Raw genomic sequence first — 25,679 nt, forward strand, 5'->3', positions numbered from 1 at the left:
CATGCATACCAGCATATGGTATTGTCTTTTTTCCTAGCTTTATTCAATTTTGGGCTTTACTCACTGTTTAAAAAGGAAGGCAGCGTCCCGCAGCTGCGGCTGATTAAAGGTGGGCGGAGATGAGAGATTCTTAGAATGGTATGAAAACAGTTTCGGATGTTACTTTTTTTGAAAGCGTCTTCACCGAGGTTATGAAGACAGTTTGGGAGTAATCTTCATCTTGAAAGTGTCTTCATCGAGGTTATGAAGACAGGTTCGGAGTGATATTCCCCTTGAAAGTGTCTTCATCAAGGTTATGAAGACAGTTTTGAAGTGATATTCCCCTTGAAAGTGTCTTCATCGAGGTTATGAAGACAGTTTTGGAGTAATCTGCATCTTGAAAGTGTCTTCATCGAGGTTATGAAGACAGGTTCGGAGTGATATTCCCCTTGAAAGTGTCTTCATCGAGGTTATGAAGACAGGTTCGGAGCGATATTCCCTTTGAAAGTGTCTTCATCAAGGTTATGAAGACACGTTTGGAGTGATTCTCCCCTTAAAATTGTCTTCATCGTGAATGAAGCAGCTTGGGCTGAGCGTGTGTTGTCATCATCGCATGAAATGCAGAGGTTTTCAAAAGAGTTTCCCAACAAATGCATCATTTAATGGGGAAGGGAAACGGCAATTATCAATAATACCCCGTAAGATGACAAAAGCAGGCGACCCAGAGGGAAGCCTGCTTTTTTTACAAACAATAAAGAAAAATCAGTGGGAGTGGCCGGACGTGAGGACCCAGATTGAACCCGCCACAATGACGAAGGCCAGGAAGAATGCATAGGCCATGTTGATGACATTCGCCTTGCGGTCTTCACCTTCCCTTAGATGCATGAACAAGAACAGTTGGATGGCGGCCTGCACGAATGCAAGCGTGCCGATAAACCACATGATCGTGTTAGGTGGAAGGGAGGTCTTCAGTGCCACCCACGCCGCCCCGAGTGTCAGGACAAGCGACATGAGAAATCCAATGACATGGCTGATAGGAAAACGATTCTCTTGATGATTCATTTAATTCACCAACCCTGCTAAATACACGAATGTAAAAATGAAAATCCATACGACATCAAGGAAGTGCCAGTATAAGCCGAAGATAAATGCTTTACGGGCAGTAATCGGTGTAAGGCCGCGCTTCTTCAGCTGGATAATCAACAGGATAGCCCAGCCGATTCCGATTGACACGTGGAGACCGTGCGTTCCAAGCAGGACAAAGAAGCTTGATAGGAACGCGCTTGTCTGCCAGGTCGCGCCTAAATCGACGTAATGGATGAATTCGCGGATTTCCATGAATAGGAATCCTGCGCCGAGAAGGAGTGTCAGGACTAACCAGAGGATCAATCCTTTCATATTACTCCGGCGCATTTCGTAAATCGCGATGCCCATGGTGAAACTACTTGTTAACAGAAGGAACGTTTGGATTAAGACATCCCTGACGATAAAAATATCCTGCTGGGTCGGGCCGCCTGCATAGCGTTGGCCCAATACCCCGTATACCGCGAAGAGTGTCGAAAAAAGGACGATCTCAGCTCCAAGGAAGAGCCAGAAGCCGAGGATGTTCATCCTGTTTTGTTCGGTTTGCAGTTCAAGCGGCAATGATGCTGTGTTTGCATTAGCTGACATGGCTCTTCACTCCTTTGCCGAATTTTCTCCACTTGCGCTCGGTCTCGATGATTTCGTCCTTAGGGACATGGTAGCCATCGTTATAGTCAAATGAACGGAAGGCCATTCCTGCAAATATGCCAAGTCCGACAATACCTGCTGCGATTGTCCATTCGAAGACGAGCAGGAAGCCCGAGACCCCGAAGATAAAGCCCATGTAGATTGGAATCCAGGAATTGCTTGGCATATGGATTTCCTCTACCTCTGAATCTTTTAAAGGCTGAAGTTCATTGTTCTTTTTCATATGCCAGAAAGTATCAAGTGACTTGACTTCTGGGATTTTTGCAAAATTGTAATGTTGAACTGGTGTCGCAGTCGCCCATTCGAGCGTCCTGGCATCCCATGGGTCGTTGCCGACATTCCGGTCAGCGTAGCGCGCGCTGTAGTAAATGTTGTAGCAAAGCGCTGCGAAGCCCGCCGCTAGAACAAACGCCCCGATAGCGGAAACCATCATGAGCGGGCCGAAGCCTGTTTCAGCTGAATACGTGTACGCGCGGCGTACCGCTCCGTCAAGGCCAAGGAAGAACATTGGCATAAATGTCATGTTGAAACCGATGTTGAACAACCAGAAATTCCATTTGCCGATCCGTTCGTTCAGCATATAGCCGAACATTTTTGGCCACCAGTAGTACAATCCGGCAAAGATTGGGTACACAACTCCCGGAATCAGGACGTAGTGGAAATGCGCCACAAGGAACAATGTATTATGGTACTGATAATCGGCTGCGGCCATTCCAAGCATTACGCCGGTTACCCCTCCAATAACGAATGTTGGCACGAATGCGAGCGACCACATCATCGGCACAGTGAACCGGATACGGCCTTTCCGCATTGTGAATAGCCAGTTGAATACTTTAACCCCGGTCGGAATCGCGATTGCCATTGTTGTAATCGAGAAGATCGAGTTCGCCGCCGGGCTGTTGCCCATCGTATAGAAGTGGTGGACCCAGACGAGCATGCTCAATACGGAAATCATGACAATGGAAGCGACCATTGATTTATAGCCATAAAGCGTTTTTCTCGCAAAAGTTGAAATGATGTCTGACAGCATTCCGAATGCTGGCAGGACAACGATATAAACTTCAGGGTGACCCCAAAGCCAGAACAGGTTCGCCCAAAGCATGTCGATACCGCCGCCGGAAACCGTGAAGAAATGTGTTCCGAAAACCCGGTCGAATGTCATGAGTGCAAGGGCAACCGTAAAGATCGGGAAGCTTGCTGTGATAATAATGGACGTGATGAACGTTGTCCAGGTGAACATCGGCATCCTTAACAAGGTCATGCCTTTCGTACGCATTTTAAGGATGGTGACGACAAAGTTGATACCAGTCATCAGTGTACCGGCCCCGGCGATTTGCAGGGATACGGCATAGAAATTGTTCGCGATGCCCGGACTGAATTCCTTGCCGGCGAGCGGGAAGTAGGACGTCCAGCCCGCGTCAGGTGAACCGCCGATGATAAAGCTTATGTTGAAAAGCATCGCACCGCTGAAGGTCAGCCAGAAGCTGAGTGCGTTCAGCTGCGGGAAGGCTACGTCCCTTGCGCCAATCTGGAGAGGGACGGCAAAGTTCATTAGGCCAACCAAAAGAGGCATAGCAACGAACAAAATCATGATGACGCCGTGTGTCGTAAACACTTCATTATAGTGCTGAGCATCCAAAAACGTATTTTCAGGTACGGCCGTTTGGGTTCTCATCATCAAGCCGTCGACGCCGCCGCGGAAGAACATCAGGATCCCGACAAGGATGTACATAATCCCGATTTTCTTATGGTCGACCGTCGTCAGCCAGTTGTCCCAAAGCCATCTCCATTTTTTGAAATAAGTAAGGGCTGCAACAATCCCGATGGAAGTCAGGGCAATAGCAATTTGCGAGGCAAAAATCAGTGGGTCGCCCGTTACAAAAAATTCATCCCATTTAATGCCCACTATGCTCACCTCCGTCTGATTCTTTTGAATGGGAACCGTGATCCTGGTGATGTTCCGATTCTACAGTTCCTGCATCTTTATTTTTGTAGTTGTTCTCGTCTTCGAAAATTTTCCCAGGCCATCCGTGGCCGCGGTCATACATTTCCGGGTTCAAATAGTTTTTCGAATTGCTGTCTGAATGGTCTACCCATTCAAGATGGGTATTGGAGTACGTTTCCCGTCCAAGGTGGGAAGGCTCAAGCTTCTTTAAATACTCTTCTTTAGTGAGTTTAGGAGCAGTTTCCTGTACTTCCTTCACCCATTTGTCGAAGTCTTCATGGGTCATGGCCTGGACTTCGAATTGCTGTTCAGCGAAACCACGCCCGTTAAAGTTACTGTTTTTTCCGACATAGGAGCCAGGATTGTCGGCAACAAGATACAGCTGGGTTTCCGCTTTGGCCATTGAATACTTTTGCCCGGCAAGAGCCGGGATCCAGAAGCTGTTCATTGTTCCAGCTGATGTCAATTTGAAATCAATCGGCCTGTCCTCAGGGATGTTTACATAGTTAACCGTCTCAATTCCCTGTTCCGGATAGCTGAAGATCCATTTCCAGTCGGCTGATGTCACTTTAATGACAAGCGGTTCCTGATTTTCGTAGCCTTTAGGTATCTTTTCAGTCGCATAAATTGTTTTTATAGTGGGAATGGTCAATGCGATGATAATAATGATTGGGATGGCGGTCCAAATTGTTTCCAGGACTACGCTCCCATGCTCCTCAGGTGGTTCATAATCCATATTGTCCTTGCGTTCGCGATACTTCCAGACAATATAAATGAACAGGGCAAAAACAACACCTACGACAAGAAGCATCAACACGATCGAGTAGTTGATTAACCCCGTGATTTCCCTAGCGACAGGGCCCTGTGGGTTAAATACAACCATGTTGTTTTCACAGCCTGCCAAAATGGAAATGGTAAAAACAGAAAGCAAAAATGCAATGACTCCCTTTACCTTTCTCACTTTTTCATCTCCTTTTCTCGTAAAACGATATGTTCAATTAATCACAAACTATTATCCAGCGGTTCCATAAATATGTAAACGCCGAATATAAATGGCTCCTTGTTGTGACATTTATCACACATATAGGTCAACGCTATTTTAACATAGATAGATGTGAAGGTTGGCGGGGTAATTGTGAACAAAATATGAAAACAATAATTGTAAAATAGTTTCCTTCCTTTCCCTATTATATGGGCAAATTGGGTTTCAATTTGTGGTGGATTTCTTTCTTTCCAGACGATGGGGCGCAGACCTGGTTGAAAAAACGAATAATTTGTGAAACTTAAAGATTGCTTGTAACATTGAGGTAAAATCAATCACTCGGAGGCGTATATGGATAAAGATTTTCTTTTGCTTGGGAAAAAATTATTTGAGCGAAGATTTGACATCGCCAAGAAGGTCCACGAAATCAGGCTTTCGGAAGCAACATTCGAGCAAAGGCAGCTTCTGTCATCCATGATTAATGTGGATGAAATTATTGCGATTAGGGCAAACTTTATCTCCCATTTTGCCGAAACTCTCTTGCATGGCTTGAGCAAGGAAGAAGCCTATGGGAGGATTGAACAATGGGGAAGGGAAACGGGGGAATTTACTTACAGTTTGGGCATTCCTCTTAATGAAGCGCTGAAAGATACGAGCTATTACCGGATGTTTATCATTGATGCGTTGGAGGAGGAGATTGAGAAACACAACATGTCCATCAAGACAGTCTTTGCTGTTTCGAGAAAAATCGATCCGCTTCTTGACCATGCGGTCTATTGCTTCAGCCTCACATATGTCCATTATTATAAGAAGAATCTCGAAGCATCAAAAACGGCTTTCCTTGAGCTTTCGGTACCGGTTGTCCCTCTCATGAATGGAATCGCAATCCTGCCCCTGATCGGGAACATCGATACGGAAAGGGCCCAGTTGATAATGGAAGAAGCGCTTGAGGCGGCTGTAAGGCTAAAGCTGACAACGCTCTTTTTCGATCTTTCCGGCGTGATGATCGTCGACACAATGGTTGCCGACCAATTGTTCAAGGTCATCAACGCCCTTGAACTTCTGGGTGTTAAGTCAATCCTGACAGGAATCAGGCCGGAAATTGCGCAAACTGTCATCAAGATGGGCATCGACTTCAGGAATGTTACCATTAAAGCAACCTTGCAACAAGCGTTCAAAGAAATCGGTAGTATGGAAGAATAATACCCATAGTAGATTTTCCATCAGCGGGTGGTTTGATTCTCTTAATTAAAGGAGTTTATCTGACACTTTGCCTTATAGCTGGCTGTCCGCAACGTCCGACATAAATCGTTCACTTTTTTGAAAAAAATGTTGTCGATTTTTCTCTGATAATTCACTATACTTAAAAAGTAATTTAACAAATACATAGTGTAAGAGAGAAGGCTCGGCATGTGGTTCGTTGGGGCAATCGTGACAACGGTTTGTTTCGGGGTGAATAATGCAATCTTCAAATGGAGTACCGGAAAAGGGTATTCAAAAGTTTCGCTGCAAATTTTCTTTTATTTAACCGCATTTATCCTGTCGTTAGGGTATGGGCTAGCAGCTGGAGGCTTAAACGTTTCGTTCATTTCAATCGTGCTCGGCGCGGCGATCGGAATCCTGAATGCAAATGGCAATATCCAGATGTCGAAGGCCTATGAAAAGGGACCGGCAAGCCTGACATCGCCTATCATCTCGTCAAATGCGGTGTTTCCAGTCTTAAGCGCGGCACTCATTTTCCATGAACACATCAGCACGATGCAATGGGTCGGGATCTTGATTATCCTTTCATCCGTGGCAGCCATCCAGTACACCCCGGCCAGGAAAGAAGGAAAATCCGATTACTATGCGTGGATATACAGGATCGTTCTTGCGATTTTGTCGTTTGGCGCGCTCGGGATCTTAATGAAGCTTGGATCCACAATGGGCATTAGTTCAATCAGTATTCTTATCTCGATGTATGGCGGCGGTGGCCTGTATTTATTGATTGCGATTATTGCCGGAAAAGAGCAAGCCGGGAAGCAGGAAATAAAGATTGGCGCAATCGTTGGTTTGATAAGCATCGCCGGCTACAGCAGCTATTTTTACGCGCTGAAAACAGGTGTAGCAAGCATTGTTTTCCCATTGATCAGCCTTAATTGCCTAATCGTCGTGTTCACCGGATGCGTCATCTTTAAAGAAAAAATTCGCGCCTATCAGCTGGTTGGAGTCCTGTCCGCCCTTTTAGGAATCGTCCTTATAAAAATGTAGCTTTTGAATGCTTCCCGACAATGAGCGGGGAGCTTTTTTCTGTTGGAATGATGATAAAAGCCTTTTTGAAAAAAATAACCATTTCGCCACAACTTTATGAATGATATGTTAACTTATCCAATTTGGCTATGAAGTGGCCGCGGCATCCTTTACCATAATAATGGATAAGTGTTATTTAACGTGAAAGGGGGCGAGAGCATGGTCGTATCCGGATATTATATTGAAACAATAGAGGGCAAGGCTTTATCGGCTGCAATCGCGATGAGCAAAATCAAAGGTGTCGATGTGCGCCATATAGAGGAAGACAAAAAAATCATGGTAACAATCGAAAGTGATACCCCCGGCCAAAACGAAACCATTTCCGACTCCCTTAAATGTATTGAAGGTGTGTTAGGTGCATCCGTTGTGTTCAGCAATTACAACGGAATGTGAAGTTTCCGGTTAACATGCATGTTTCCAGAGCTTCCCGGGAAACTAAGGGAAAAGGAACATGAGGTGGGCATATGGTAAAGTGGGATGAACAAGGTGCGCCAAACAACAATCTTTCCCCGAAGACCATCAGGACTTCAAAGCTGTTGGGCAAGGAAAAGGACCAGGAGTTTTCTGAGGAATTATCCGATGGCGGCGAGCGCAACCGGTTTATTGAAAATAGGAATCGAAAATCATAAATGCAAAAAGCGATGCCGATGTGCATCGCTTTTTGTTTTTAGCGCCGGGACTTGAGCCATTTGACCGTTTGTATATAAAGTTGATGGATGAATACCGCAAGTGCTGCAACAGTCAGAGCTTTGGTAAATGCGACTAGTGTTAGCCCGAAAACGATAAGTGCTATGATCAGGGCGATACCAAACAGGAACCAGATAATCGCATGCCTTGGTACATTTGATGAGTGCTTTAGGAAATATCCGATGATCCAGAGGATAGGGATCAAATAATAGAAGTGGTCATGAAGAAATTGTACAAGTGCCATAGGTTTCACATCCTTTCACAACACCATATTGCCTGGTTGAAGAGAAGGATTGTACGTTATCCCAGTTGAAAATGTTTTTTATTATTTTTACTAGTTTTTATTCGTTACCGGATTTAAGGCCTTCAATTGTTTGCTTCAGCGTCTGGTGGCCAAAAACTGCAGTCCCAGCCGCCATCAACCCATTTATAATGGCATCTATGCTAAAGCCAAAAGCTATCCACGCCAAGACAACCGAAATGCCAAATAGATACCAGATGATCGACCAATCAGGAACCCGCGGTGTTTGCTTGAGCGCGTAGCCAATGACCCACAGGACAGGCACTAGAAAATAGTAATTTTGATTTAGAAATTGTATGAAATCCAAGTTTTTCACATCCTTTCAATCTACAATATGGCGGATAGGGGAAAAGGTTTGTACACTTTCCTATAAAGTTAAAAATTTTATTTCCATTCTTTTTTTGTGGCTGTAAAATGAAGTATATTTGGATGGTGCCCGGCGAACCCGAAATTGCCTTCCCCGCCAATATCAAGGTAAGGCCCGTTAAAATAATGGCCCATAAATGAAAGAAAGCTCCCTTCAAATTGGTGGTGGCTAATCCTTTCCGCATACACTTGTAAAGGAGTGAGGACAACTACCCCGAATAAGATCTGAAGGGTAGAACCGATTGGGAAATAATTGGTTTATTGGCGGACTTTTCTGTAAAATGAAGCTAGAAACAGGTGAGGGGGAGTATATTGAAGAACAAAAAGATTGTTATTTTTCTGCTGGCCCTTATAGTGGAAGCTCTGATTACATATGCGGTCGCGGCAAAATTTTCGGTCCGCTTTATCGAGGTCATGTTTTTCATCGGCCTTGCCTTTACGGCCGTTTCGTTTTATTTTTCGAGCAGCGGGGGCACGACGTCCGATTTCGGCAACCTTTCAACGAGTGCGCAAACCGGTTTGATCCAAAAGCGTCAGGAGTTTGTGTTTAGAAGGGGGCCAATTTTTACTGCTTCGGTTCTGTTTATGGCGATTGGACTCATTTTCTTTATACTATTAGTAACAGGAATAATACCGCCTTCATAAACGAGGGAACTGTTTGCAGCCTGGAGGAAACTTCGGGCTGTTATTAATAGATAAAAACCGCTGTGCTTGTGGCGCAAACTCATTATCAGCTTAGAGGAAACTTTAGGCTGTTTTTTATGTTTTTTTAAAAAATGATAGTTTTTTAATACCTACCATGTCCATTCCATCCCCCAAGCCTATATATAAAAGGTGAAAGGAGGTGATGGACAATGGCACAGGCACTTCTCGCAGATTCTAAACTGCGCCTAGTTTTTGAAACAGGCGTGAATGAAAAGGGGGAACCGGTTTTTAAGTCGAAAACGTTCAGCAATTTGAAGACGGAAGCGACTCCGGACCAGATGCACATGGCAGCTACGGCAATCGCGGCCCTATCCGCGGATCCACTGAGCGTGGTCGAACGGAACGACCGCTCGGAAATCATCGGTTAATTGGTAAAAAATCTGAACAGACAGGAGGTGAATCAGGATGGCAAAATCATTGGAGCTAAGCTTTATGACGGAAGCCGGGAAGGTTTCAAGGCTCACAATCGATAACCCGAAAGAACCGATTGATCCGGCGCTTGTGAAACAATCGATGGAAAATATCATCGCGGCTGGCATTTTCGCAACGCCAAACGGCAATTACACAGCTGTTGAAGGCGCGAAGGTAATCGAACGCAACGTAACCGATTACGAAATCGTTTAATAAGGAAGGGGCCGGTTACGTTTTGATGCCGGCTCCTTTTTTAAAAAAGAAAGGCCAATAAAAATTTGCGCCTCTTCGGGGGAGCCTACAAAGAAATTTTAAAATGAAAATGGTCTAGGAAAGTTTAACCCAACAAAAAATAGGGAATGGAGGTAAGCAAATGGATCAGATTATCCCGATTATTAGCGAAGTCGGCTTTCCAATTGCGGTGACGCTTTACCTGCTGTACCGGATTGAAACCCGTCTCGACCTGGTCGTACAGTCGCTCCAGGACTTGCCGGGAAGGTTAAGTGACCGGATTTAATGGTCTGGGAACCACCTAAATCTTTACAGTACTGATGAAATATGGTATAGTTGTTAAAGCCGTTAAGCGGATTGGCGCTTCGAAATAGGGTTTTCGCAGCATGCTGAAAGGTCTGATGGCGAAATTTACATTTGGCCGCACTTGGCCAATAGCAATAGGAGGATTTTTTTACATGAACAACGGTAAAGTTAAATGGTTCAACGCAGAAAAAGGTTTTGGCTTCATTGAGACAGAGGAAGGCAACGACGTATTCGTCCACTACTCTGCAATCCAATCCGAAGGCTTCAAATCTCTTGAGGAAGGCCAAGAAGTTTCTTTCGAAATCGTTGAAGGAGCACGCGGCCCTCAAGCAGCCAACGTAACGAAATTATAATTAGCCAGACCCGATAAAGAACAGCCAGGCCTAGTGCCTGGCTGTTTTTGTGGATACAAACAACGTGGCGGAAATTCCCGAAAATGAAATTGTGGTATAATTTGGATGTGCTTCACATAATGGCCGCTTCATTCCTATTTGGGCTGAGTTCACCAACTTCGTGAAAGCGACTCTATATGGCGAAGAAATCGAATCTCCTTTTAACAGTATCCAAGGTTTACCTTATTTTGGTTTTGCCAATGGTGGGGAATAGTGTCTTATAATGATAGAAAACAAGAAATTTGGAAGAGGTGGGGAACATGAAGTTTATCCATACGGCGGATTGGCATCTTGGCAAATTGGTCCACGGCGTCTACATGACCGGACACCAGCGTGAAGTGCTCGAGCAATTCATCAACCTGGTGGACGAGGAAAAGCCGGATGCAGTCGTCATCGCTGGAGATTTGTATGACCGCTCCGTTCCGCCAGTCGATGCTGTCAATTTGCTGGACGAAATTCTATTTAAACTGAATGTTGAGCTGAAAACACCGATTGTCTCGATCGCCGGAAACCATGACAGTGCAGACCGCCTCTCGTTCGGCAGTTCATGGTACAGGCACAGCCATTTTTATTTGAGCGGAAAATTGACTGATAGCTTCAAGCCAGTACATATTAACGGCGTCAATTTTTATTTGCTGCCCTATGCTGAACCCGGGGCGGTCAAGGAATTGCTGGATGATCACTCAATACATACCCATCACGATGCAATGAAGGCCCTAATTGGAAGGATTGAGGATGAACTAAATCCGAATGAGCCGAATGTGCTTGTCGGACATGCTTTTGTTACCGGCGGGGAAACATGCGAATCCGAACGGCTGCTTTCAGTCGGTGCTTCCGGCAATGTAGGGGCCGAATTGTTCGCGCCATTTTCCTATACGGCGCTCGGCCATCTTCACAGCCCGAATGCAATCCGCCATGAAACGATTAAATATTCCGGCTCTCTATTAAAATATTCTTTTTCAGAGGCGAAACATAAAAAGTCGGTTTCGATCATCGAGATGGAGGGCAACGGCACCTTCTCCATCCGCGAAAGGTCGCTTGCACCTACAAAGGATATGCGCGAGCTCGAAGGCTATCTGGACGAGCTGCTCGACCCGGCATTTTATGAAAAACAGAAGGGTGACGATTATTTGAAGGTGACACTCCTTGATGAAGGAGCGATTCTCGACCCAATGGGCAAGCTGCGCCAGGTCTACCCGAATGTAATGCACCTCGAAAGAAAATCCGATATTGCCGACCAAAAACGAAACAACGGATTTTCGATTGGCGATAGCAGGAAAAAGAAATCCGAACTTGATTTATTCGAGCAATTTTACAAGGAGATGACCGCCCAGGAGTTCACCGAAGAGAAAAAATCGGTCGTAGCTAGCGTTATCGAAACCGCAGTCAAGGAGGAATTGCCGGTATGAGGCCAATTACATTGACGATGCAGGCTTTCGGGCCTTACGCGGGCAGGGAAACAATCCATTTCTCTACGCTCGGCAATAGGACGATGTTTGTCATTTCCGGAAAGACAGGATCCGGGAAGACAACGATTTTCGATGCGATCAGCTATGCGATTTATGGGAAAGCAAGCGGCGAGGACCGGACTGGCGCCGATTTGCGGAGCCAATTTGCCAAGGACGACTTGATTACCGAAGTCTCACTCGAATTTTCGCTACGGGACAAGCGCTACATTATCATCCGGACGCCCCAGCAGGAAAGGCGGAAGGAGCGCGGCGAAGGGACAAGGACGCTTCCCGCGACGGCCACCCTCTACAGGGTCGACGAACAAGGCCGCCAGCAGCTGCTCGCCTCAAAAGTGACCGAGGTGGAAGAACGGATTAAGGAAATCATGCTCATCGACAGCAACCAGTTCCGACAAATCCTGATGATTCCGCAAGGCGAATTCCGAAAATTGCTGACGTCCGACAGTAAAGACAAGGAAGTGATCCTGCAGCGACTTTTCCATACGCAAATTTACAAACTTGTCGAGGAGAAACTTCGGACCGAAGCCCAGGATTTGAAAAAGAAAGTGGAAGACAGGATTGCGAAACGAAGCGATGAACTGAAAAGGATACAGGCGTCCTTTAACGAGGAACTGATTACGCTCATGGAAGCCGGCAGCGTGAATGACAATCTTATTTTGCCGCTGCTTACAGATGAAATCGCGGAGATGGGCGCGGAAATCGAGGTGCTTACCGAAAGGGTATCCGCCAAACGCGGTGAACAGGACAAGCTGAAACAAAACTATTTCGAGGCTGAAGCAATCCTGAAGCAATTCCGCGACAAGGAAGCGCTTGAAGCGAAGAAACAATCGCTTGAAAGCCGGAAGGATCTCTTCTTAGAAAAAGAAAAGCAGATTGTGCTCGCAAGAAAGGCCGCATTGCTCGCTTCGCAGGAGGAGCTTTGCCACCGGTTGAAAAAAGACGTCGATGGCGCGCGGGCTACCGTGTTAGGGCTCGAAGAAAACCTGAAACGCCTTACTGAATTGAAGGTTTCCAGGGAAAAGGAGTACGAAATCGAAAAAAGCCGCGAACAGGAGCGCCAGGACCTTGTGGAACAGGCAAACAAGCTTTTGAACATGAAGGATGATGTGCATTCCTTCGCGGAAGTCCAGGGAAACCTATCGAATATGGAGGGTTTGCTTGTGCGGAAGAAAACACGATTTGCCGCCATTGAAGGGAAACTGGTGGAGATTGAGGGCGAGGAAAAGGCGCTTCTTTTAAAAAAGGCCGAAATTGACAAGGCGAAAATCGCCAAGGTTGAAAATGAGCGGAGCCTCGAAAAAGTTGAAAACACAATTGGATTGCTTGAAAAGCTGGGAGGGCTAAAGGCCAGATTCCAGCAGGCATCCACGGATCTTGAAAGGAAAAAGGCTGCCTTCGAGTCAGCGGAGAACGGATTTCTTGAAGCAAGGCGGCACGTGGAGGAGCTAGAAGATCAATGGTTGAAAGGGCAGGCATCAATCTTAGCCGCAACGCTTCAACCTGGAGACCAATGTCCCGTGTGCGGGTCTAACCATCACCCTGCACCCGCCCATGGAACTGGCGGCGATATACCGGACGAGCAGGCACTGAGGGTTGCCAAGCAAAAGGCGTCCCGACTTGAGCAGGAAAAGGCGAAAGCGGAAAGCGCCTATCTCGAAAGCAAATCGGCCGCGTCCCGGCTGGCGGAGGATGTGGAGGCCGCGGCTTGCGAACTTGGCAAAATAGCGCCGGAATTTATTGCTAATGGGGAAGAAGCGTTCCGTTCAGCGCTGGTTGAGGAAAAAAAGACGCTCTCGATGGCTAAAGAACAGATTGCTGCGATTCTTTCACAAGAAACAAATGTCGCGAAGTATTTGAACGGGATGGAAGAAACAAGGGTTTCCCTGCAGAAAGAACTTGATGGGTTGCGGGTGGAAATCGGTGACGTTTCCGTCCGAATCGCGGAGCTGAAAGCACAGTTTAACAGGATGCTTACTATTGTACCGGAAGGCCTCCGCTCGGTACCTGTGTATGAAAAAACGCTTAACGATGTGAAAAACCGCCACGAATTGCTTGTAAAGCAGCTTGAGCAGGCCCAAAAACGTCTTCAGGAAGCGGTAGAAAAATCGGGTGCGGAAGCGGCGCGGCTCGATGATGCGCGCCTTTATTTTACGAAAAAGGAAAAGGAACTCGCTGAAGAACGGGAAAGCTTCCGTTCGCAAATGCTTGCGAGGGGCTTCGAAAATTATTCCACATACGAGACGGCAAGGCTGAAGGAAGACGAAATTGCCCGGATTGATGAGGAAGTAAAGACGTATAACGAAGATATGAAAGTTTGCGCGGAACGATTGGCCGATCTTTCCGGAAAACTTGCCGGCGTCCAGCCGCCGAACCTGGATGCCCTTACCGAATCGCTCACTGCCATCGCGGCGGAAATCGACACCCTCCAGAAGCGCGGTTCGGACCTTTATTTGCGGAAAAACCAGAATGAGGAAATATTGCACCGCGTCGAAAGCCTAAATCAGGAAATGAAGCAGCTTGAGGAACGCTATCGCATTGTCGGAGACCTCTCGGATATCGCGAGGGGCCAGAATTCGTATCGCCTCACCTTCGAACGTTACGTTCTCGCCGCCTTCCTCGATGATATTTTGCGGGAAGCGAACGGAAGGCTTTCCAAAATGACATCCGGACGCTTCCAGCTTCGGAGGAAAACGGATCGTTCGAAAGGAAATGTCCAAAGCGGCCTCGAACTGCTCGTTTTCGACCAGTACACTTCCCAGGAGCGGCATGTAAAAACGCTCTCGGGCGGTGAAAGCTTCAAGGCTGCGTTGTCCCTCGCACTCGGGCTCGCGGATGTCGTCCAGGCGAACGCTGGCGGCGTATCGCTTGAAACGATGTTCATTGATGAAGGATTCGGAACCCTTGACCCGGAATCGCTCGAACAGGCAATCGACGCGCTCATCGACATCCAGTCGAGCGGCAGGCTTGTCGGCATTATCTCGCACGTGCCGGAACTGAAGGAACGCATTGATGCCAGGCTCGAAGTTGTTTCAACACAAACGGGAAGTAAAACGGAGTTTGTGGTTGGCCTTTAAGATGCATAAATTTTGAATGAAGACCGTTTTGGCGGGTGTCGGCGCTGAAACGGTCTTTAAGTTCCAGGTATTTACAGATGAAGGCCGTTTTGGCGGTTTCCCATCCTCGAAACGGTCTTCATGTTCCAGGTATTTACAGATGATGACGTTTTTGAAGGTTTCTTCGCCTCGAAACGGTCTTCATAGCCTTGATGAAGACCGTTTTGCCAAGGTTTTGGTGCTGAAACGGTCTTCATGTTCCAGGTATTTACAGATGAAGGCCGTTTTGAAGGTTTCACAGCCTCGAAACGGTCTTTATGTCTATATCCATAACCATAGGTCACTTATTTTAATTCATCTTCAACTGAAGGGTCGGCTTTGTTTAAGAAGGAAAACGCTATCTCTGCATAGAATTTTTATACAGTAACTGGAAAAGAGGAGTTTGCAACTCATTTAACCCTCAAATTCAGGTTAATTAATAGAGAACTATTCTAATTATGGGGGCGTATTCCAATAAATCGAAAGAAATGGGTTATGTTTTTCATATGTCTTATAGGTTTGATTAGCATTGCAGTTTGGTATTCCATTCCAAAAGATATCAATCAAGAATTTGATGGATTCGTTTTCGGAGTTGGAAGGAAAAGCAATCAAATACATGAAAAAGTTACAATCACAATAAAAGGGAGTTTACATAAAAAAATATTTAACCAAGACCGTTTTAAAGGAACGATTGATATAAAAGGAGAGGTCCCCCAAAATATTCTAATTGATAAGAAAGAAGTTGAAGTTGTTTTTCTTGGAAACAACGGTACTTTATCCTTTAAGGATTATTCCCACCCAACTAAACGTAACAACTATGGTAATCTCTATATAAATAATGATTTTAGTGAACTAGCTATTATTGTTTATGAACTTGTTGAGTCTGGAAGTGATCATGCTACTTATGAATGGGATCCTGATGGCGGGCTTTTAATATCAGGACCAGCAACAAATAGAAAAGAAGCATTAAACATATCAAACAAATTAATAGGGGACCTACTAAAACCACTAGACTAGAAGCATATTTGTATTAGTTTATATTTCAGCCATCAGGTGAGTTGATCCAGGAAGGATTAGCCACCTTAATTGTTGAATTCCTTGCCTTATTAAACAAACGGGGCAAGATAGCGAAAGAAGGAAATACATAAAATTAATATAAGATGAAGTGAGAAAATAACAAGAGAACTGACCTTTCTGTTCCCTGAGAAATCATACTTTTCTTTTAGTGTCTTTTAGTAATTTCTTATTTATTTTGTATTGTTTAGAAATACGTCTAATGACAAATAAACCTGCAATAAGGGCTAAGAGATTTAGTGAATCACCAAAATTAAAAGAAATAGTAATGTTGTTATATATATCGTTCTTTATTTGGAATTTGCCTTTGGAATCCTTTTCCTTGGTATTCAATTTTATACCTCCAATTTGGTTAATACTCGTTCACGAATGATTCCCCTTTGCATTGATATAAATATATGAATGTATAAAAAATTGTATGCAGCCAAGTGTGTGAACAATTATACTTAAAGTAACGGTGCTTTCCTTCAAAATCTACCTATTAAAATACAGCCACTTTCTTATTCGACTAACGGCAGTTAGTTAAAGTAGTAAAACGTTGAAGACAACTTTTTTCATTAATAAGCCAATATACAACCTCGTCAGAAATGACGGGGTTTTTGAGTGGCTTACATCAGTAAAAATGTATGGCAATCTTTAAATAATTTGTTAAAATTTTTGAGCCGTATACCTACCTAGCATCGTCAATTTTATTAGGGAGTAAAGAAAGGGGGAGAATCCGTGGAGCAACAAAAGTTTGGAGACACCAATAAGTTCGATGAATTGGTTAAAGAGTATGTAAATGATATAAGAAAAATTGTTTACACGTATGTCAAAAACCATCACACAATGGAAGATATCACGCAAGAAGTGTTTTTGTCTGCCTTTAATAATTTTGCAAGTTTCAGAGGGGAAAGTTCCATAAAGACTTGGCTTGTAAAAATAGCTATAAATAAATCAAAAGATTATTTAAAAAGCTGGCATTATAGGGCCATTCAAATAACCAACTGGATTAAGGAAGAGTCGGGAAATAGTAATACTGAAAAAACTATTATTGACAATGACCGTGATAAGGAGCTCGCCAGAATCATTATGGAGCTTCCAATCAAGTATCGGGAAGTAATTATCCTCTATTATTATGAAGAACTAGATTCAATTGAAATAAGCAATATCCTTAATTTAAAAATAAACACTGTGAAGACGAGATTAATACGCGGCAGGGATTTGGTTAAAAGGAGGTTTGAATTAAATGGATAATTTTCAAAAGAAAATCAAAAAGGCACTTGATAACCAGATTTTTGACCCACTTACTTTGTCGGAAACAGAAGTAGGAAATTTTATCTCTACTATAAAAGAGCACCCAAAGGAAAGTTCTAAAAAACAATTCGCTTTAATCATACCTAGTGTGGTTTTGTGTTTGGTTCTGTTAATTTCTTTCGTGTTGTTAAAGCCCTATTTCAATGGAATAGAACAAACTTCAGCCGCGATTGAAAAGCAGGCAACAGAAGAATTTGGGCAACTCATTTTCATTCCAAGGTTTGAAAATTACCCAATTACTTTTGCAGGTATCACTAAATCGCCCATTAATGATACCCCAGTGGACCTCACAATCTCTTATGGAAAAGAACAGGGGAAAATAGAACAGGGCTTTGCAAATAAAGCTGAACGTCAAAAGTGGGAAAAAGAACAAGGGGCTATTTTGTTATATGGCCCATATCAAGCCAAAACAGCATTTAGCATCAATTATCGACCCGGTCATGTAGAATTTGACGGAGTAAACGAAGAGGAACGTGAAATTAATGGCGTTCCATTTATGTATGATCATGTAAAAAAAGAAGCTGTTGAATTTGTCACAGTTAGCCTAAATGCAGGTGGTGGAGTTTATTTTGTGAATTTCATTATAACGGAGGATTTTACATTATCAAACTCGGAAAAGGTGCTTGAGGAAATGATTAATCAAATTAAGAAGCTCCCTTCCAATAGTATTGATACTAATACCAACCCGTAACCTTTTCGAGATTGGAGGAGAATTGTGTCTAGAAAAATATGTTTTTATACTCATTACCTTAATGTTCCAAGCAGCTATAACGTATTTTTTTGCCTTGAAATTTCAAGTTGCGGAAAATTCTTATCAAAGAGAAAGCACCCTTTTTACAAAGGATGTCTGCATTTATCTGCATTTAGTTATTTCATTTGGCTTTAATCTTTTTCGTTTGAAATCAATAGCCTGCCACTCTAGGGATTTTTCGTTGCTAAAAGTGATTGTCACTAAATCATTAGGAGGATTGTGAGCACCCTCAAATGTTCTTACCTGCACGGTAACATTAAATAAGTAAGTACCATTGGGCAGCCTTTTAATTTGGATGATTTCAGCACACTCATTTTGTTTAATTTCGCCATATTGCTTCTTCAATTCCTGTTGAATAGATGGATAAATCAAAATGAAAATAAGATCATCACGCAACTGTATATCATTTTTAGTTACGGTTTCAGCTTTAACAGGTGAATAAGAGAAAAGGGTCAAGCAAGTAATCAATATTAAAAGGCTTTTTTTCATAAAAATCCTCCATTCAATGCTGCTTATATTATGAACAATTAAGAAATTCTTATTATTTTTTCGAGTGCGATGATCCTGGAACGATTACCGCCTTTTTTCTTGAATTCATTATTGAACAAACGGTGCCGTTTGTTAAATAAGCTTTTTATTTTCAATGGACTGAAAATCAATAATTTTATGGAATATAATGTAATCGAAAGGAGTGTTTAATATGATATGGTGGTTTTTTAGTTTCATAATTCTCGGTATGTTAGGATTTGCTTTATTAATTGACATAAGACGTAAGAAAAATAATAATAACCCCCATATTCCAACCGATCCAAATGCTAAGCCAGGGGATAGTTCAAATTATTTGATGGGAGATTACAAAGACACTGGAGGAATTCAATAACTTTTTATTCTTGAGCTTATATGTGCGGTGTCCAAAGGGGAACCGCATTATTTTTCTTGAACTTCTTATTGGGGGAGGATACAAGAGTGAAGGAATGGATTTTTATGGTAGAATTAATCTAAAGGGAGGGGATGAGCATACATAAAAAGAAGTATTTTATTCTTATGCCACCTACGCTAATAATCGGGATATTTTTATTGTACTTTCTTCCAGTAATTCAAAGACCCTATGTGTTATCTGTTCCTATTGTTTTTTGGATAATTTATTACACGTGGATATATATTGAAAGAAAACAAGGAGGAAAAACATAATTGGCTTTTATTTAAGTACTGGAGCGCTTTTGGTTCACAACAAATGGACTGTTTTCGGCAGTCCATTTTCGTTTCACATGTTTAACTAAAGAGGCAGAAGAGTTAAATAAGGAGAATTGTTGCCATCATTCAAAGGGGAAGAATTATATTGAATAAAAAAATGAAGATGTTTTTCAGAATTTCAATAGGTTTAAATGTATTACTCATTACGATTGTGGCTTGGGGATTTTATCATATGAACTACGTTACAGAACGTGTTCTTACAGTGAATGTCGCTTATAACTTATTTGAATTGGACCATAGCATTTCTCATCAAAGTGATAATGATTGGTCAGATCCAAGTTTGGTTACCACTACATTTGGACAAATAATTGAAGGGGCATCATAGTCTAAATGTCGGTTCTGAATCAAAAACACTATCAAAGAGCGATATGGAAATTCTTCAAGATTTGATTAATAGTTTGAGGAAATATCAAGTATATCCTATGGAATCATTGGATAGTTATAGTGATTTAACAGATGAGGGTAAAAGGCAATATGAGGAATTAGGCGAAATACTACGTGAAGTCGGATTTGATTCTAAAGAAATTGAACAGTTTACTAGCTGGGATAAAAAATCCCTTATAAAAAAATTTGGGGAAGTAACAGAAAAAATCGAATCTCGATAGTCAAATTGTTCAACATCACTATAGAACTTCTTTAATGGGTGCGAGAACAAAAAAGCGACGTCCACAGCGTCGCTTCTTTCGTTAGAAATATTTTTGATAAAATTCCTGCCTTAGCCTTCCGCTTAGCTGGGTATATATTCGAGTGGTCTCACTCTTCTCGTGGCCCAAAAAACTTTGTATGACTTCGACAGGGGCTCGGTTATTCAACAAATGGGTTGCATAACTGTGACAGATTTCAATTCCCGAGCGATTGGACCAATACATATCAACTACGTTGAAGAGAAATCTATTTCGCCGATCCTGCGCCCAGTTAAATCTAGATTCAAACAAGGCTTATTTAGTCGGGTTTTTAGAAAAAAACGGAATAAATAAGTACCTATAATTTAATTTTTTTTGTGTACGGAAAATTATCAGGTGGGAAGAAGTGATTTATATAGGAGATGTCGGAATGACTAAATGGAATTATAGTGAAGTCAATGACAAAGATAGGTTGGGAGTATTTATAGGGGAAAGTAAAAAAGATAAATATCTACGTAAATTTGGTATGAGGGTTTATGATGAAAGATGCATAAACTTACCACGTCGAGCAAAACTATCGTGGAATTGGAGTGCATTCTTTGGTGGGGTACTTTGGATGGGATACAGAAAAATGTATATCGAACTAATAGTTCTTTCTACATTAATTATGCTACCCATTTTAATCTTTTCTGATATAAGTGATACACAAGATACAATAATAACGGCTTTGTATTGGCTTGTACTTGGACTCATATCTAATTCATTATACTTTGCTAAGTGTAAAAGAGAGATAACAAGGATAAAGAGTTTAAATCTTTCTCTATATGATGAATTAGAGGCTCTAAAACAAAAGGGGGGAACTAGTGTAATAGGCATATTCATAAGTGTCTTAACACTAATTATTGAAATAGCAATATACGTAGTTGCCCATTTATACTTAATATAAAAATCCCAATCCACCTAAAAATGTTATATAAGCAAGGTTGAGATTAAAGTTCTGCTATAGAACTATCGGTTGCGTTGATCCAAGAAAGATTAAGGCAATGTGAGTTTTTGAATGCGTTTATTGAATTTATTGAAAGGTAAAGGATGGAGTTTCGGTGGGGCTTCTCAAATAGATGAAGAGGGAAAAAAGATATCTGATATAGATTAGGTTGTTAACTAATAGGTACGTTGAACCAGGAAGGATATTGTTATTGCTCTTTTAAGGTGCATTTTAATCATAGATGATGTCATAGGACGTGGACTCACAATGTTTGGGCTTATTTTATCCAAAGTAGTTTATATTTTTGGTATCTGAATTACTTACAGGAAAAGAAAGACGAATTGTTAATTGGTCATTTTTTAGTGTGGTGGCAATAATTTTTATGATTGGTTTCACTTTCGTATAAATTCATGTTTGTTAAGCGAACGGGAGGTTAGTTGAAAAAGCGGTAGCGTCAGGAAAACGCATATTTACGACGATAAGTAATTCTGAATTTAGGGGCTGTTGTATTTGCAGTTCCTTCTGAGAAGTAATGTATTATTAATCGAATAAGTAGTCTTATAAGCCATCGTAACCAACTACAACATTCTGGAACAATCTGAAAAGAGGGTTGTTCCTTTTTCTATTTATACTTTAGATTTCAGATTGTAAAAAAATTTTTTGTATTTTCAAACCGGATGAAGATTAGCTCCGTCTATACTATGTGAGAGGGTGATAACTAAATGAATGGACTAAAACAACTGGCGGTGACAGAGGGAAGTATGTTGGATGAGAGAGAGCAGATCATTGATCAATTAATGCATGAATATAGCGATGATATTCTGCACTTCGTATATACATATGTAAAGAACCGAGCGACAGCAGAAGATTTAACGCAAGAGATATTTATAAAGTGTTATGAAAAGCTGAATCAGTTTAATCAGCAATCAACAATAAAAACGTGGCTATATCGCATTGCGAGTAATCATTGTAAGGACTACTTAAGAAGCTGGCATTATCGCAAAATAACGCTTAGCAATACTATTTTGGATTATATCCCTTCAAAAGCAAAACAGGTTGAAGAGGAAATTATCACGATTAGTGAAGAAAACAGCTTAACGGACGCAGTCATGAATTTACCTCTAAAGTATAGAGAAATTGTATTTCTCCATTATTATGAGGAACTGTCTTTAGGGGAAATAAGCAAGATTACTGCAGTTAATATAAATACAATAAAAACGAGATTAAAGCGTGCGAAAGAATTATTAAAAGACAAGATGATAGAGGAGGTTTAGGAGATGAATGATCCATTTACGAACCTGAAGAGTTCAATGAAAAAAACGATTTTTAAGGATCTTTCTTTTTCAAATGAAAGAAAAAATGCGGTGAAAGAAGCCATTCGTATGAATCAATCTCAATCACAATTTCATTCTTGGGAGATAGAAACCATTATAGCTCTATTAGAATCGGTTCAGCGTGAATCAAAAGACGGCTACACTATTTCCGTCCAACTTTTTCAAAAAAATGAACGTACCTTCCAAAAAAATGAAGGGCAACTTTATATACTTCTACATCTTTTGGAAAATAAAGAAATCCTTACTTCAAAGTGGATAGATGAAAAGAAATATTACTCCTTACATTCCAAAGGGAAAAAATACTTAGCTAGTTATAAACAAGATACCTCAAAATCAGAGTTATCCCTTAAACACTTACTAGAGGAGGCGTCCTTATGAGTTCTCACAAATCTGAAGAATTTTTAAGTAAAGTAACGTCCAAAGTGAAATCGAAGGAAGCCCACAATATGATAAAAAAAGAGCTTACCCATCATCTACAAGAGTTAAGTCAATCTTATATAAGGAGAGGGTTATCTAAAGAGGATGCAGAGGAAAAGGCTATTCAAGAAATGGGGAATCCATTTACAATTGGAGAGAAGTTAAATCCCCTGCATAAGCCAAAAATGGATTGGGTTCTAATTGTTTTATTTGTTCTATTTGCTGGTATTAGTTTTCTCCCGTTGGTTGATGGGATTCCTGAATTTTCATTATCAGGCACCTATTTTATGTGGCGCCAGGCTATATGGTACACCCTGGCTGTTCTTGTAATGATTGGATTCCTTTTCTTTGATTACCAAAAATTAAAGAATGGGTGGATGTACTTTTATGCTGGCGGCTTGCTTATTCATTTATATCTCCATATATTTGGAATTATGGTCAACGGAGCAAAAAAGTGGGTGTCCCTTGCAGGCCTGACGATAGATGGAACAATGATTAGCTTATTTTTCTTCTTTCTTGCTTGGGCTGGTATTCTTAACAAAATGAATGAGTTAAATAGTTGTAAAAAACAAGGTTTACTATTTGTTTTGTTTTGGACCCCCATCTTGCTCTACACGATGGTGCCAAGCTTTATGGTTAGTATGATTTACTTATTCTGTGTACTTGGGATGTTTGCTTTCGCTCGAATCCATAAGAAATTAGCGATCAATCTAGTCGTAACAAATATAGTGGCTGGTATCACCTTCATGATTATGATTATCATGACATCTAGCCAAAGTTCTTGGTTCACCAGATTATCTGCATTTATAAACCCCACTGCCGATCCAAATGGAACAGGATATCTGTATATGGCGGTTAGGAAGGTACTTTCAGAAGCGGGATGGTTCGGTAACGGACTTAACAACGATTTGAATTTTCAATCGTTGCCGGAAGCACATACAGATTTTGCTTTCCCCTTCCTCGTCTATTCTCTTGGTTGGGCATTCGGAATCTTTCTTTGTTTGACCCTGCTGATATTTATTTCAAGGATTTCAAAAAATGCGTTTAAAACAAAGGACCTCTATGGGAGATTGCTTGTAATTGGTGGTGCTACATTATTTGCCGTTCCTACAACCTGGAACATCTTGATGGGTCTTGGAGTCGTGCCGATCATGGGAGTTTCCCTGCCTTTTATTAGTTATGGAGGCAGTGGGATTGTCTTTTATGCTGCTGTTTTAGGACTCATTTTAAATGTTTATCGAAGAAAAGATCTTGTAGAATCCACGATTGCAGATGAAATTAAAAGTTAAAGTCAACCATGTAAATGTTGATAAAAAGGGCGACAGCTAAATAATAGTTGTCGCCCTTTCCTTATTGAACTATCGGTTGCTTATATAAAACAATACACTAACTAAAGGAAGCCCAGTTCATTAGTGAACCTGAGCTCCTTCGCGTGCTAATTATTGCGAGAGCCCGCCGAAATCCTAGACTCCCATTTTTCACCCACTAACAGATTCAAATTCCTGTATGGTCCTTCGGTTAGAATCGTTTGTTTCACTATAGCTGCCATTTGTATACTGACCGATTACATTACGCCAAAATGCTTTCGCCGGGTCGTTGGCTTCGATTTGCGTAATCCGCCACTTGCCCGGAAACATCGTGAAAATTTTCAAAGCAGCCTGCCTGCCGTACCCAAATCCATTGTATTTCCGGATGACGTGGAACTCCTCGATTGAATTTGGATTTCCGTCATTCCCTATGAAAACAAGTGCGAACCCGATTAGCTCCTCGCCGAGTTTTATGAAAAATGGATGGTGGCAGGGATCCTCCCAATACGTTGACAAGTCAAAACGTTTGTACGTTCCGTCCTGTTCCAATTTGATTTCTGGCTTTAACGCTGCAAATTCGTAAATATAGAATTGCATTAAATGATGGAGTGTGTCTTCTTCCTCTTTTTCTACCCTAACAAGTTCGATCATCATTTTTCCCCCTCACCGGGTATATTCGCCAGTCTGCCAATAAATCCCTTCCTGGTTTGAACTTTTTCAAAAACGGATATGTAGAAAGCAAATGAAACGATACACATTCTGCTTCATACATGAGAGGAGAATTCCATATGAAGATTGTATATGGATTAATGACAAACACAGGAAGCGGCAATGAATTTTTGTATGACCTGGGGGTTTGGGAAACTGAGGAAGCGGCCAGTGACTATCTTGCGAACAAGCTTCCACATTCGACCGGAATTTGGGTTGAGAAGATTGAAATCAATGACGCTTCACCGGAACAGTTTATTCCGATAACTGAAAAAATGATTGAATGCAGCCAGTGCGGAATAGAGTACAGCCCTGAAGACATCCATGTAATCGACGGCATGGAAGTTTGCCTGGACTGTGAACCGGCTTTAAATGAAAATTTGACTGGCTAATACGGTTAAAAGCAAAAGGATGGCGGCTGCCATCCTTTTTTAACTGTCTTCCGCAATATAATTAAATGTCATGCAAATATGGAGAGGGGTAGAGCAAAACCCCGCCTTACTCTTCCACAGGTTTTTGCATATGGAGCGGCGGCGGGATGAGCCAGCCTTTTTCCTTATTGAGCCTTAAGTAACGGGCGGCTTGCTGCGCCATTGTCATATGGAATTCGCCGAACATCATCGCGATATCTTCCCTGATGCAATTTCCCATTGCACCGCTGCACATCACCAATCCAGCCGCGAGATTTGCGGATGCCGCATAGGAGATCTCGTTATCCATGAACCTTGCACCTGGCGGGATGGTCTCCAAATCAGCCAGTGGCCTCTCAGGAGGTGTAGGAGGTAGCCCAATCCCATTTTCTTTTAGAATATCCTCCACACGCTTTTCTTCCTGCTGGCAAGTGTTGATTGAATCCTCAATAAGGTTCCGTAAATCCTTGTCGCCGATATGGTTTAGAAACGTTTGGTAGGCAGCCTTCATTGCCTTGCTGCCAGCCACATAAGACCAAAGCGCATACACTTCACCATAGTGCAGAGGTTCTGATTGAGGGTTTCCACTTAAAATTCCCATATTTACACACGTCCTTTATTAAAATAATGCAAA

The 25,679-nt window shown here is 42.2% G+C and carries 32 protein-coding genes and 1 pseudogene; 22 read left to right on the forward strand and 11 right to left on the reverse strand.

Features of this window, described 5'->3' with window-relative positions:
* Nucleotides 1–741: 741 nt before the first annotated feature.
* From qoxD to qoxA, 4 genes are read right to left on the reverse strand one after another with little or no spacing between them, the layout of a single operon-like run.
* On the reverse strand, nt 742–1,041 hold the full coding sequence (qoxD, locus tag V1499_RS10175; protein WP_409275940.1) for a cytochrome aa3 quinol oxidase subunit IV: 300 nt from the start codon (nt 1,039–1,041) through the stop codon (nt 742–744).
* Entirely contained in the window at nt 1,042–1,650 is a 609-nt protein-coding gene (qoxC, locus tag V1499_RS10180; RefSeq protein ID WP_409275942.1) for a cytochrome aa3 quinol oxidase subunit III, read from the reverse strand.
* Nucleotides 1,640–3,616 (reverse strand): cytochrome aa3 quinol oxidase subunit I, encoded by a 1,977-nt coding sequence (gene qoxB, locus V1499_RS10185; RefSeq protein WP_409275944.1) that lies wholly within the window; start codon nt 3,614–3,616, stop codon nt 1,640–1,642. Before qoxB ends, qoxC begins: the two co-directional genes overlap by 11 nt.
* Nucleotides 3,606–4,616 (reverse strand): cytochrome aa3 quinol oxidase subunit II, encoded by a 1,011-nt coding sequence (gene qoxA / locus V1499_RS10190; protein WP_409275946.1) that lies wholly within the window; start codon nt 4,614–4,616, stop codon nt 3,606–3,608. Before qoxA ends, qoxB begins: the two co-directional genes overlap by 11 nt.
* 372 nt (nt 4,617–4,988) lie before the next feature.
* On the opposite strand from qoxA, the gene V1499_RS10195 reads away from it, so the two are divergent.
* The 4 genes from V1499_RS10195 to V1499_RS10210 all read left to right on the forward strand — a co-directional run bounded on the left by V1499_RS10195 (nt 4,989) and on the right by V1499_RS10210 (nt 7,555).
* Entirely contained in the window at nt 4,989–5,840 is an 852-nt protein-coding gene (locus V1499_RS10195; RefSeq protein WP_409275948.1) for an STAS domain-containing protein, read from the forward strand.
* Between the two features lie 207 nt (nt 5,841–6,047).
* Nucleotides 6,048–6,887: an EamA family transporter gene (locus tag V1499_RS10200; protein ID WP_409275950.1), complete on the forward strand. Its 840-nt coding sequence runs from the start codon at nt 6,048–6,050 to the stop codon at nt 6,885–6,887.
* Nucleotides 6,888–7,085: 198 nt separating this feature from the next.
* Nucleotides 7,086–7,319: a chaperone NapD gene (locus tag V1499_RS10205; RefSeq protein WP_409275952.1), complete on the forward strand. Its 234-nt coding sequence runs from the start codon at nt 7,086–7,088 to the stop codon at nt 7,317–7,319.
* Between the two features lie 71 nt (nt 7,320–7,390).
* Nucleotides 7,391–7,555: a hypothetical protein gene (locus V1499_RS10210; RefSeq protein WP_409275954.1), complete on the forward strand. Its 165-nt coding sequence runs from the start codon at nt 7,391–7,393 to the stop codon at nt 7,553–7,555.
* A gap of 38 nt (nt 7,556–7,593) precedes the next feature.
* On the opposite strand, the gene V1499_RS10215 is transcribed toward V1499_RS10210, so the two are convergent.
* Both V1499_RS10215 and V1499_RS10220 read right to left on the reverse strand, forming a co-directional pair.
* Complete coding sequence (locus V1499_RS10215) at nt 7,594–7,857, reverse strand: phage holin family protein (RefSeq protein ID WP_409275956.1); 264 nt, start codon at nt 7,855–7,857, stop codon at nt 7,594–7,596.
* A gap of 97 nt (nt 7,858–7,954) precedes the next feature.
* Nucleotides 7,955–8,230 carry a phage holin family protein gene (locus V1499_RS10220; RefSeq protein WP_409275958.1) on the reverse strand — a complete coding sequence of 92 codons (276 nt, stop codon included), beginning with the start codon at nt 8,228–8,230 and terminating at the stop codon, nt 7,955–7,957.
* 362 nt (nt 8,231–8,592) lie between these two features.
* Here V1499_RS10220 and V1499_RS10225 point away from each other — a divergent pair, with 362 nt between their 5' ends.
* From V1499_RS10225 to V1499_RS10260, 8 genes are all read left to right on the forward strand, one after another.
* Entirely contained in the window at nt 8,593–8,925 is a 333-nt protein-coding gene (locus V1499_RS10225; protein ID WP_409275960.1) for a hypothetical protein, read from the forward strand.
* A gap of 209 nt (nt 8,926–9,134) precedes the next feature.
* Nucleotides 9,135–9,353 (forward strand): DUF1659 domain-containing protein, encoded by a 219-nt coding sequence (locus V1499_RS10230; RefSeq protein WP_409275962.1) that lies wholly within the window; start codon nt 9,135–9,137, stop codon nt 9,351–9,353.
* Between the two features lie 37 nt (nt 9,354–9,390).
* Complete coding sequence (locus V1499_RS10235) at nt 9,391–9,609, forward strand: DUF2922 domain-containing protein (protein WP_409275964.1); 219 nt, start codon at nt 9,391–9,393, stop codon at nt 9,607–9,609.
* 160 nt (nt 9,610–9,769) lie between these two features.
* Nucleotides 9,770–9,913 (forward strand): YvrJ family protein, encoded by a 144-nt coding sequence (locus V1499_RS10240; protein ID WP_409275966.1) that lies wholly within the window; start codon nt 9,770–9,772, stop codon nt 9,911–9,913.
* 172 nt (nt 9,914–10,085) lie between these two features.
* Nucleotides 10,086–10,286, forward strand: coding sequence for a cold-shock protein (locus tag V1499_RS10245; RefSeq protein ID WP_409275968.1), 201 nt, complete (start codon nt 10,086–10,088; stop codon nt 10,284–10,286).
* A gap of 299 nt (nt 10,287–10,585) precedes the next feature.
* Entirely contained in the window at nt 10,586–11,734 is a 1,149-nt protein-coding gene (locus V1499_RS10250) for an exonuclease SbcCD subunit D (RefSeq protein WP_409275969.1), read from the forward strand.
* The gene (locus V1499_RS10255) at nt 11,731–14,868 is read left to right on the forward strand and encodes an SbcC/MukB-like Walker B domain-containing protein (protein WP_409275971.1); all 3,138 of its coding nucleotides are present in this window, start codon (nt 11,731–11,733) and stop codon (nt 14,866–14,868) included. The genes V1499_RS10250 and V1499_RS10255 overlap by 4 nt, the downstream gene beginning before the upstream one ends.
* A 513-nt stretch (nt 14,869–15,381) precedes the next feature.
* Entirely contained in the window at nt 15,382–15,903 is a 522-nt protein-coding gene (locus V1499_RS10260) for a hypothetical protein (protein WP_409275973.1), read from the forward strand.
* A 192-nt stretch (nt 15,904–16,095) separates the two neighbouring features.
* On the opposite strand, the gene V1499_RS10265 is transcribed toward V1499_RS10260, so the two are convergent.
* Nucleotides 16,096–16,293, reverse strand: coding sequence for a hypothetical protein (locus V1499_RS10265; protein ID WP_409275975.1), 198 nt, complete (start codon nt 16,291–16,293; stop codon nt 16,096–16,098).
* A gap of 387 nt (nt 16,294–16,680) precedes the next feature.
* Between V1499_RS10265 and V1499_RS10270 the strand changes: the two genes are divergently transcribed.
* Both V1499_RS10270 and V1499_RS10275 read left to right on the forward strand, forming a co-directional pair.
* Nucleotides 16,681–17,196 carry a sigma-70 family RNA polymerase sigma factor gene (locus V1499_RS10270; protein ID WP_409275977.1) on the forward strand — a complete coding sequence of 172 codons (516 nt, stop codon included), beginning with the start codon at nt 16,681–16,683 and terminating at the stop codon, nt 17,194–17,196.
* The gene (locus tag V1499_RS10275; protein ID WP_409275979.1) at nt 17,189–17,947 is read left to right on the forward strand and encodes a hypothetical protein; all 759 of its coding nucleotides are present in this window, start codon (nt 17,189–17,191) and stop codon (nt 17,945–17,947) included. Before V1499_RS10270 ends, V1499_RS10275 begins: the two co-directional genes overlap by 8 nt.
* A gap of 162 nt (nt 17,948–18,109) precedes the next feature.
* Here V1499_RS10275 and V1499_RS10280 read toward each other — a convergent pair whose 3' ends face one another.
* Entirely contained in the window at nt 18,110–18,496 is a 387-nt protein-coding gene (locus tag V1499_RS10280) for a DUF3888 domain-containing protein (protein ID WP_409275981.1), read from the reverse strand.
* A 211-nt stretch (nt 18,497–18,707) separates the two neighbouring features.
* On the opposite strand from V1499_RS10280, the gene V1499_RS10285 reads away from it, so the two are divergent.
* The 3 genes from V1499_RS10285 to V1499_RS10295 all read left to right on the forward strand — a co-directional run bounded on the left by V1499_RS10285 (nt 18,708) and on the right by V1499_RS10295 (nt 19,866).
* Complete coding sequence (locus tag V1499_RS10285; RefSeq protein WP_409275982.1) at nt 18,708–18,887, forward strand: hypothetical protein; 180 nt, start codon at nt 18,708–18,710, stop codon at nt 18,885–18,887.
* A 459-nt stretch (nt 18,888–19,346) separates the two neighbouring features.
* A complete protein-coding gene (locus tag V1499_RS10290) occupies nt 19,347–19,586 on the forward strand; it encodes a hypothetical protein (RefSeq protein WP_409275983.1) in 240 nt (79 codons plus the stop codon).
* Nucleotides 19,570–19,866 (forward strand): hypothetical protein, encoded by a 297-nt coding sequence (locus V1499_RS10295; RefSeq protein WP_409275984.1) that lies wholly within the window; start codon nt 19,570–19,572, stop codon nt 19,864–19,866. The genes V1499_RS10290 and V1499_RS10295 overlap by 17 nt, the downstream gene beginning before the upstream one ends.
* 81 nt (nt 19,867–19,947) lie before the next feature.
* On the opposite strand, the pseudogene V1499_RS10300 reads toward V1499_RS10295, so the two are convergent.
* Nucleotides 19,948–20,103 (reverse strand): annotated as a pseudogene (locus tag V1499_RS10300) (tyrosine-type recombinase/integrase); the annotation flags it as partial.
* Nucleotides 20,104–20,314: 211 nt separating this feature from the next.
* Here V1499_RS10300 and V1499_RS10305 point away from each other — a divergent pair.
* The 4 genes from V1499_RS10305 to V1499_RS10320 all read left to right on the forward strand — a co-directional run bounded on the left by V1499_RS10305 (nt 20,315) and on the right by V1499_RS10320 (nt 23,909).
* Complete coding sequence (locus V1499_RS10305) at nt 20,315–20,830, forward strand: DUF2628 domain-containing protein (protein ID WP_409275985.1); 516 nt, start codon at nt 20,315–20,317, stop codon at nt 20,828–20,830.
* Between the two features lie 761 nt (nt 20,831–21,591).
* The gene (locus tag V1499_RS10310; RefSeq protein WP_409275986.1) at nt 21,592–22,143 is read left to right on the forward strand and encodes a sigma-70 family RNA polymerase sigma factor; all 552 of its coding nucleotides are present in this window, start codon (nt 21,592–21,594) and stop codon (nt 22,141–22,143) included.
* Between the two features lie 3 nt (nt 22,144–22,146).
* Entirely contained in the window at nt 22,147–22,581 is a 435-nt protein-coding gene (locus V1499_RS10315) for a PadR family transcriptional regulator (RefSeq protein ID WP_409275987.1), read from the forward strand.
* Nucleotides 22,578–23,909 (forward strand): FtsW/RodA/SpoVE family cell cycle protein, encoded by a 1,332-nt coding sequence (locus V1499_RS10320; RefSeq protein WP_409275988.1) that lies wholly within the window; start codon nt 22,578–22,580, stop codon nt 23,907–23,909. The genes V1499_RS10315 and V1499_RS10320 overlap by 4 nt, the downstream gene beginning before the upstream one ends.
* 189 nt (nt 23,910–24,098) lie before the next feature.
* On the opposite strand, the gene V1499_RS10325 is transcribed toward V1499_RS10320, so the two are convergent.
* On the reverse strand, nt 24,099–24,578 hold the full coding sequence (locus V1499_RS10325; protein ID WP_409275989.1) for a GNAT family N-acetyltransferase: 480 nt from the start codon (nt 24,576–24,578) through the stop codon (nt 24,099–24,101).
* 137 nt (nt 24,579–24,715) lie between these two features.
* Between V1499_RS10325 and V1499_RS10330 the strand changes: the two genes are divergently transcribed.
* Nucleotides 24,716–25,027, forward strand: coding sequence for a hypothetical protein (locus V1499_RS10330; protein ID WP_409275990.1), 312 nt, complete (start codon nt 24,716–24,718; stop codon nt 25,025–25,027).
* A gap of 106 nt (nt 25,028–25,133) precedes the next feature.
* Here V1499_RS10330 and V1499_RS10335 read toward each other — a convergent pair whose 3' ends face one another.
* On the reverse strand, nt 25,134–25,646 hold the full coding sequence (locus tag V1499_RS10335) for a DUF3231 family protein (protein WP_409275991.1): 513 nt from the start codon (nt 25,644–25,646) through the stop codon (nt 25,134–25,136).
* Nucleotides 25,647–25,679: the final 33 nt, after the last annotated feature.

This window comes from Neobacillus oceani (assembly GCF_046237595.1).
Lineage (GTDB): Bacteria > Bacillota > Bacilli > Bacillales > Cytobacillaceae > Bacillus_D > Bacillus_D oceani.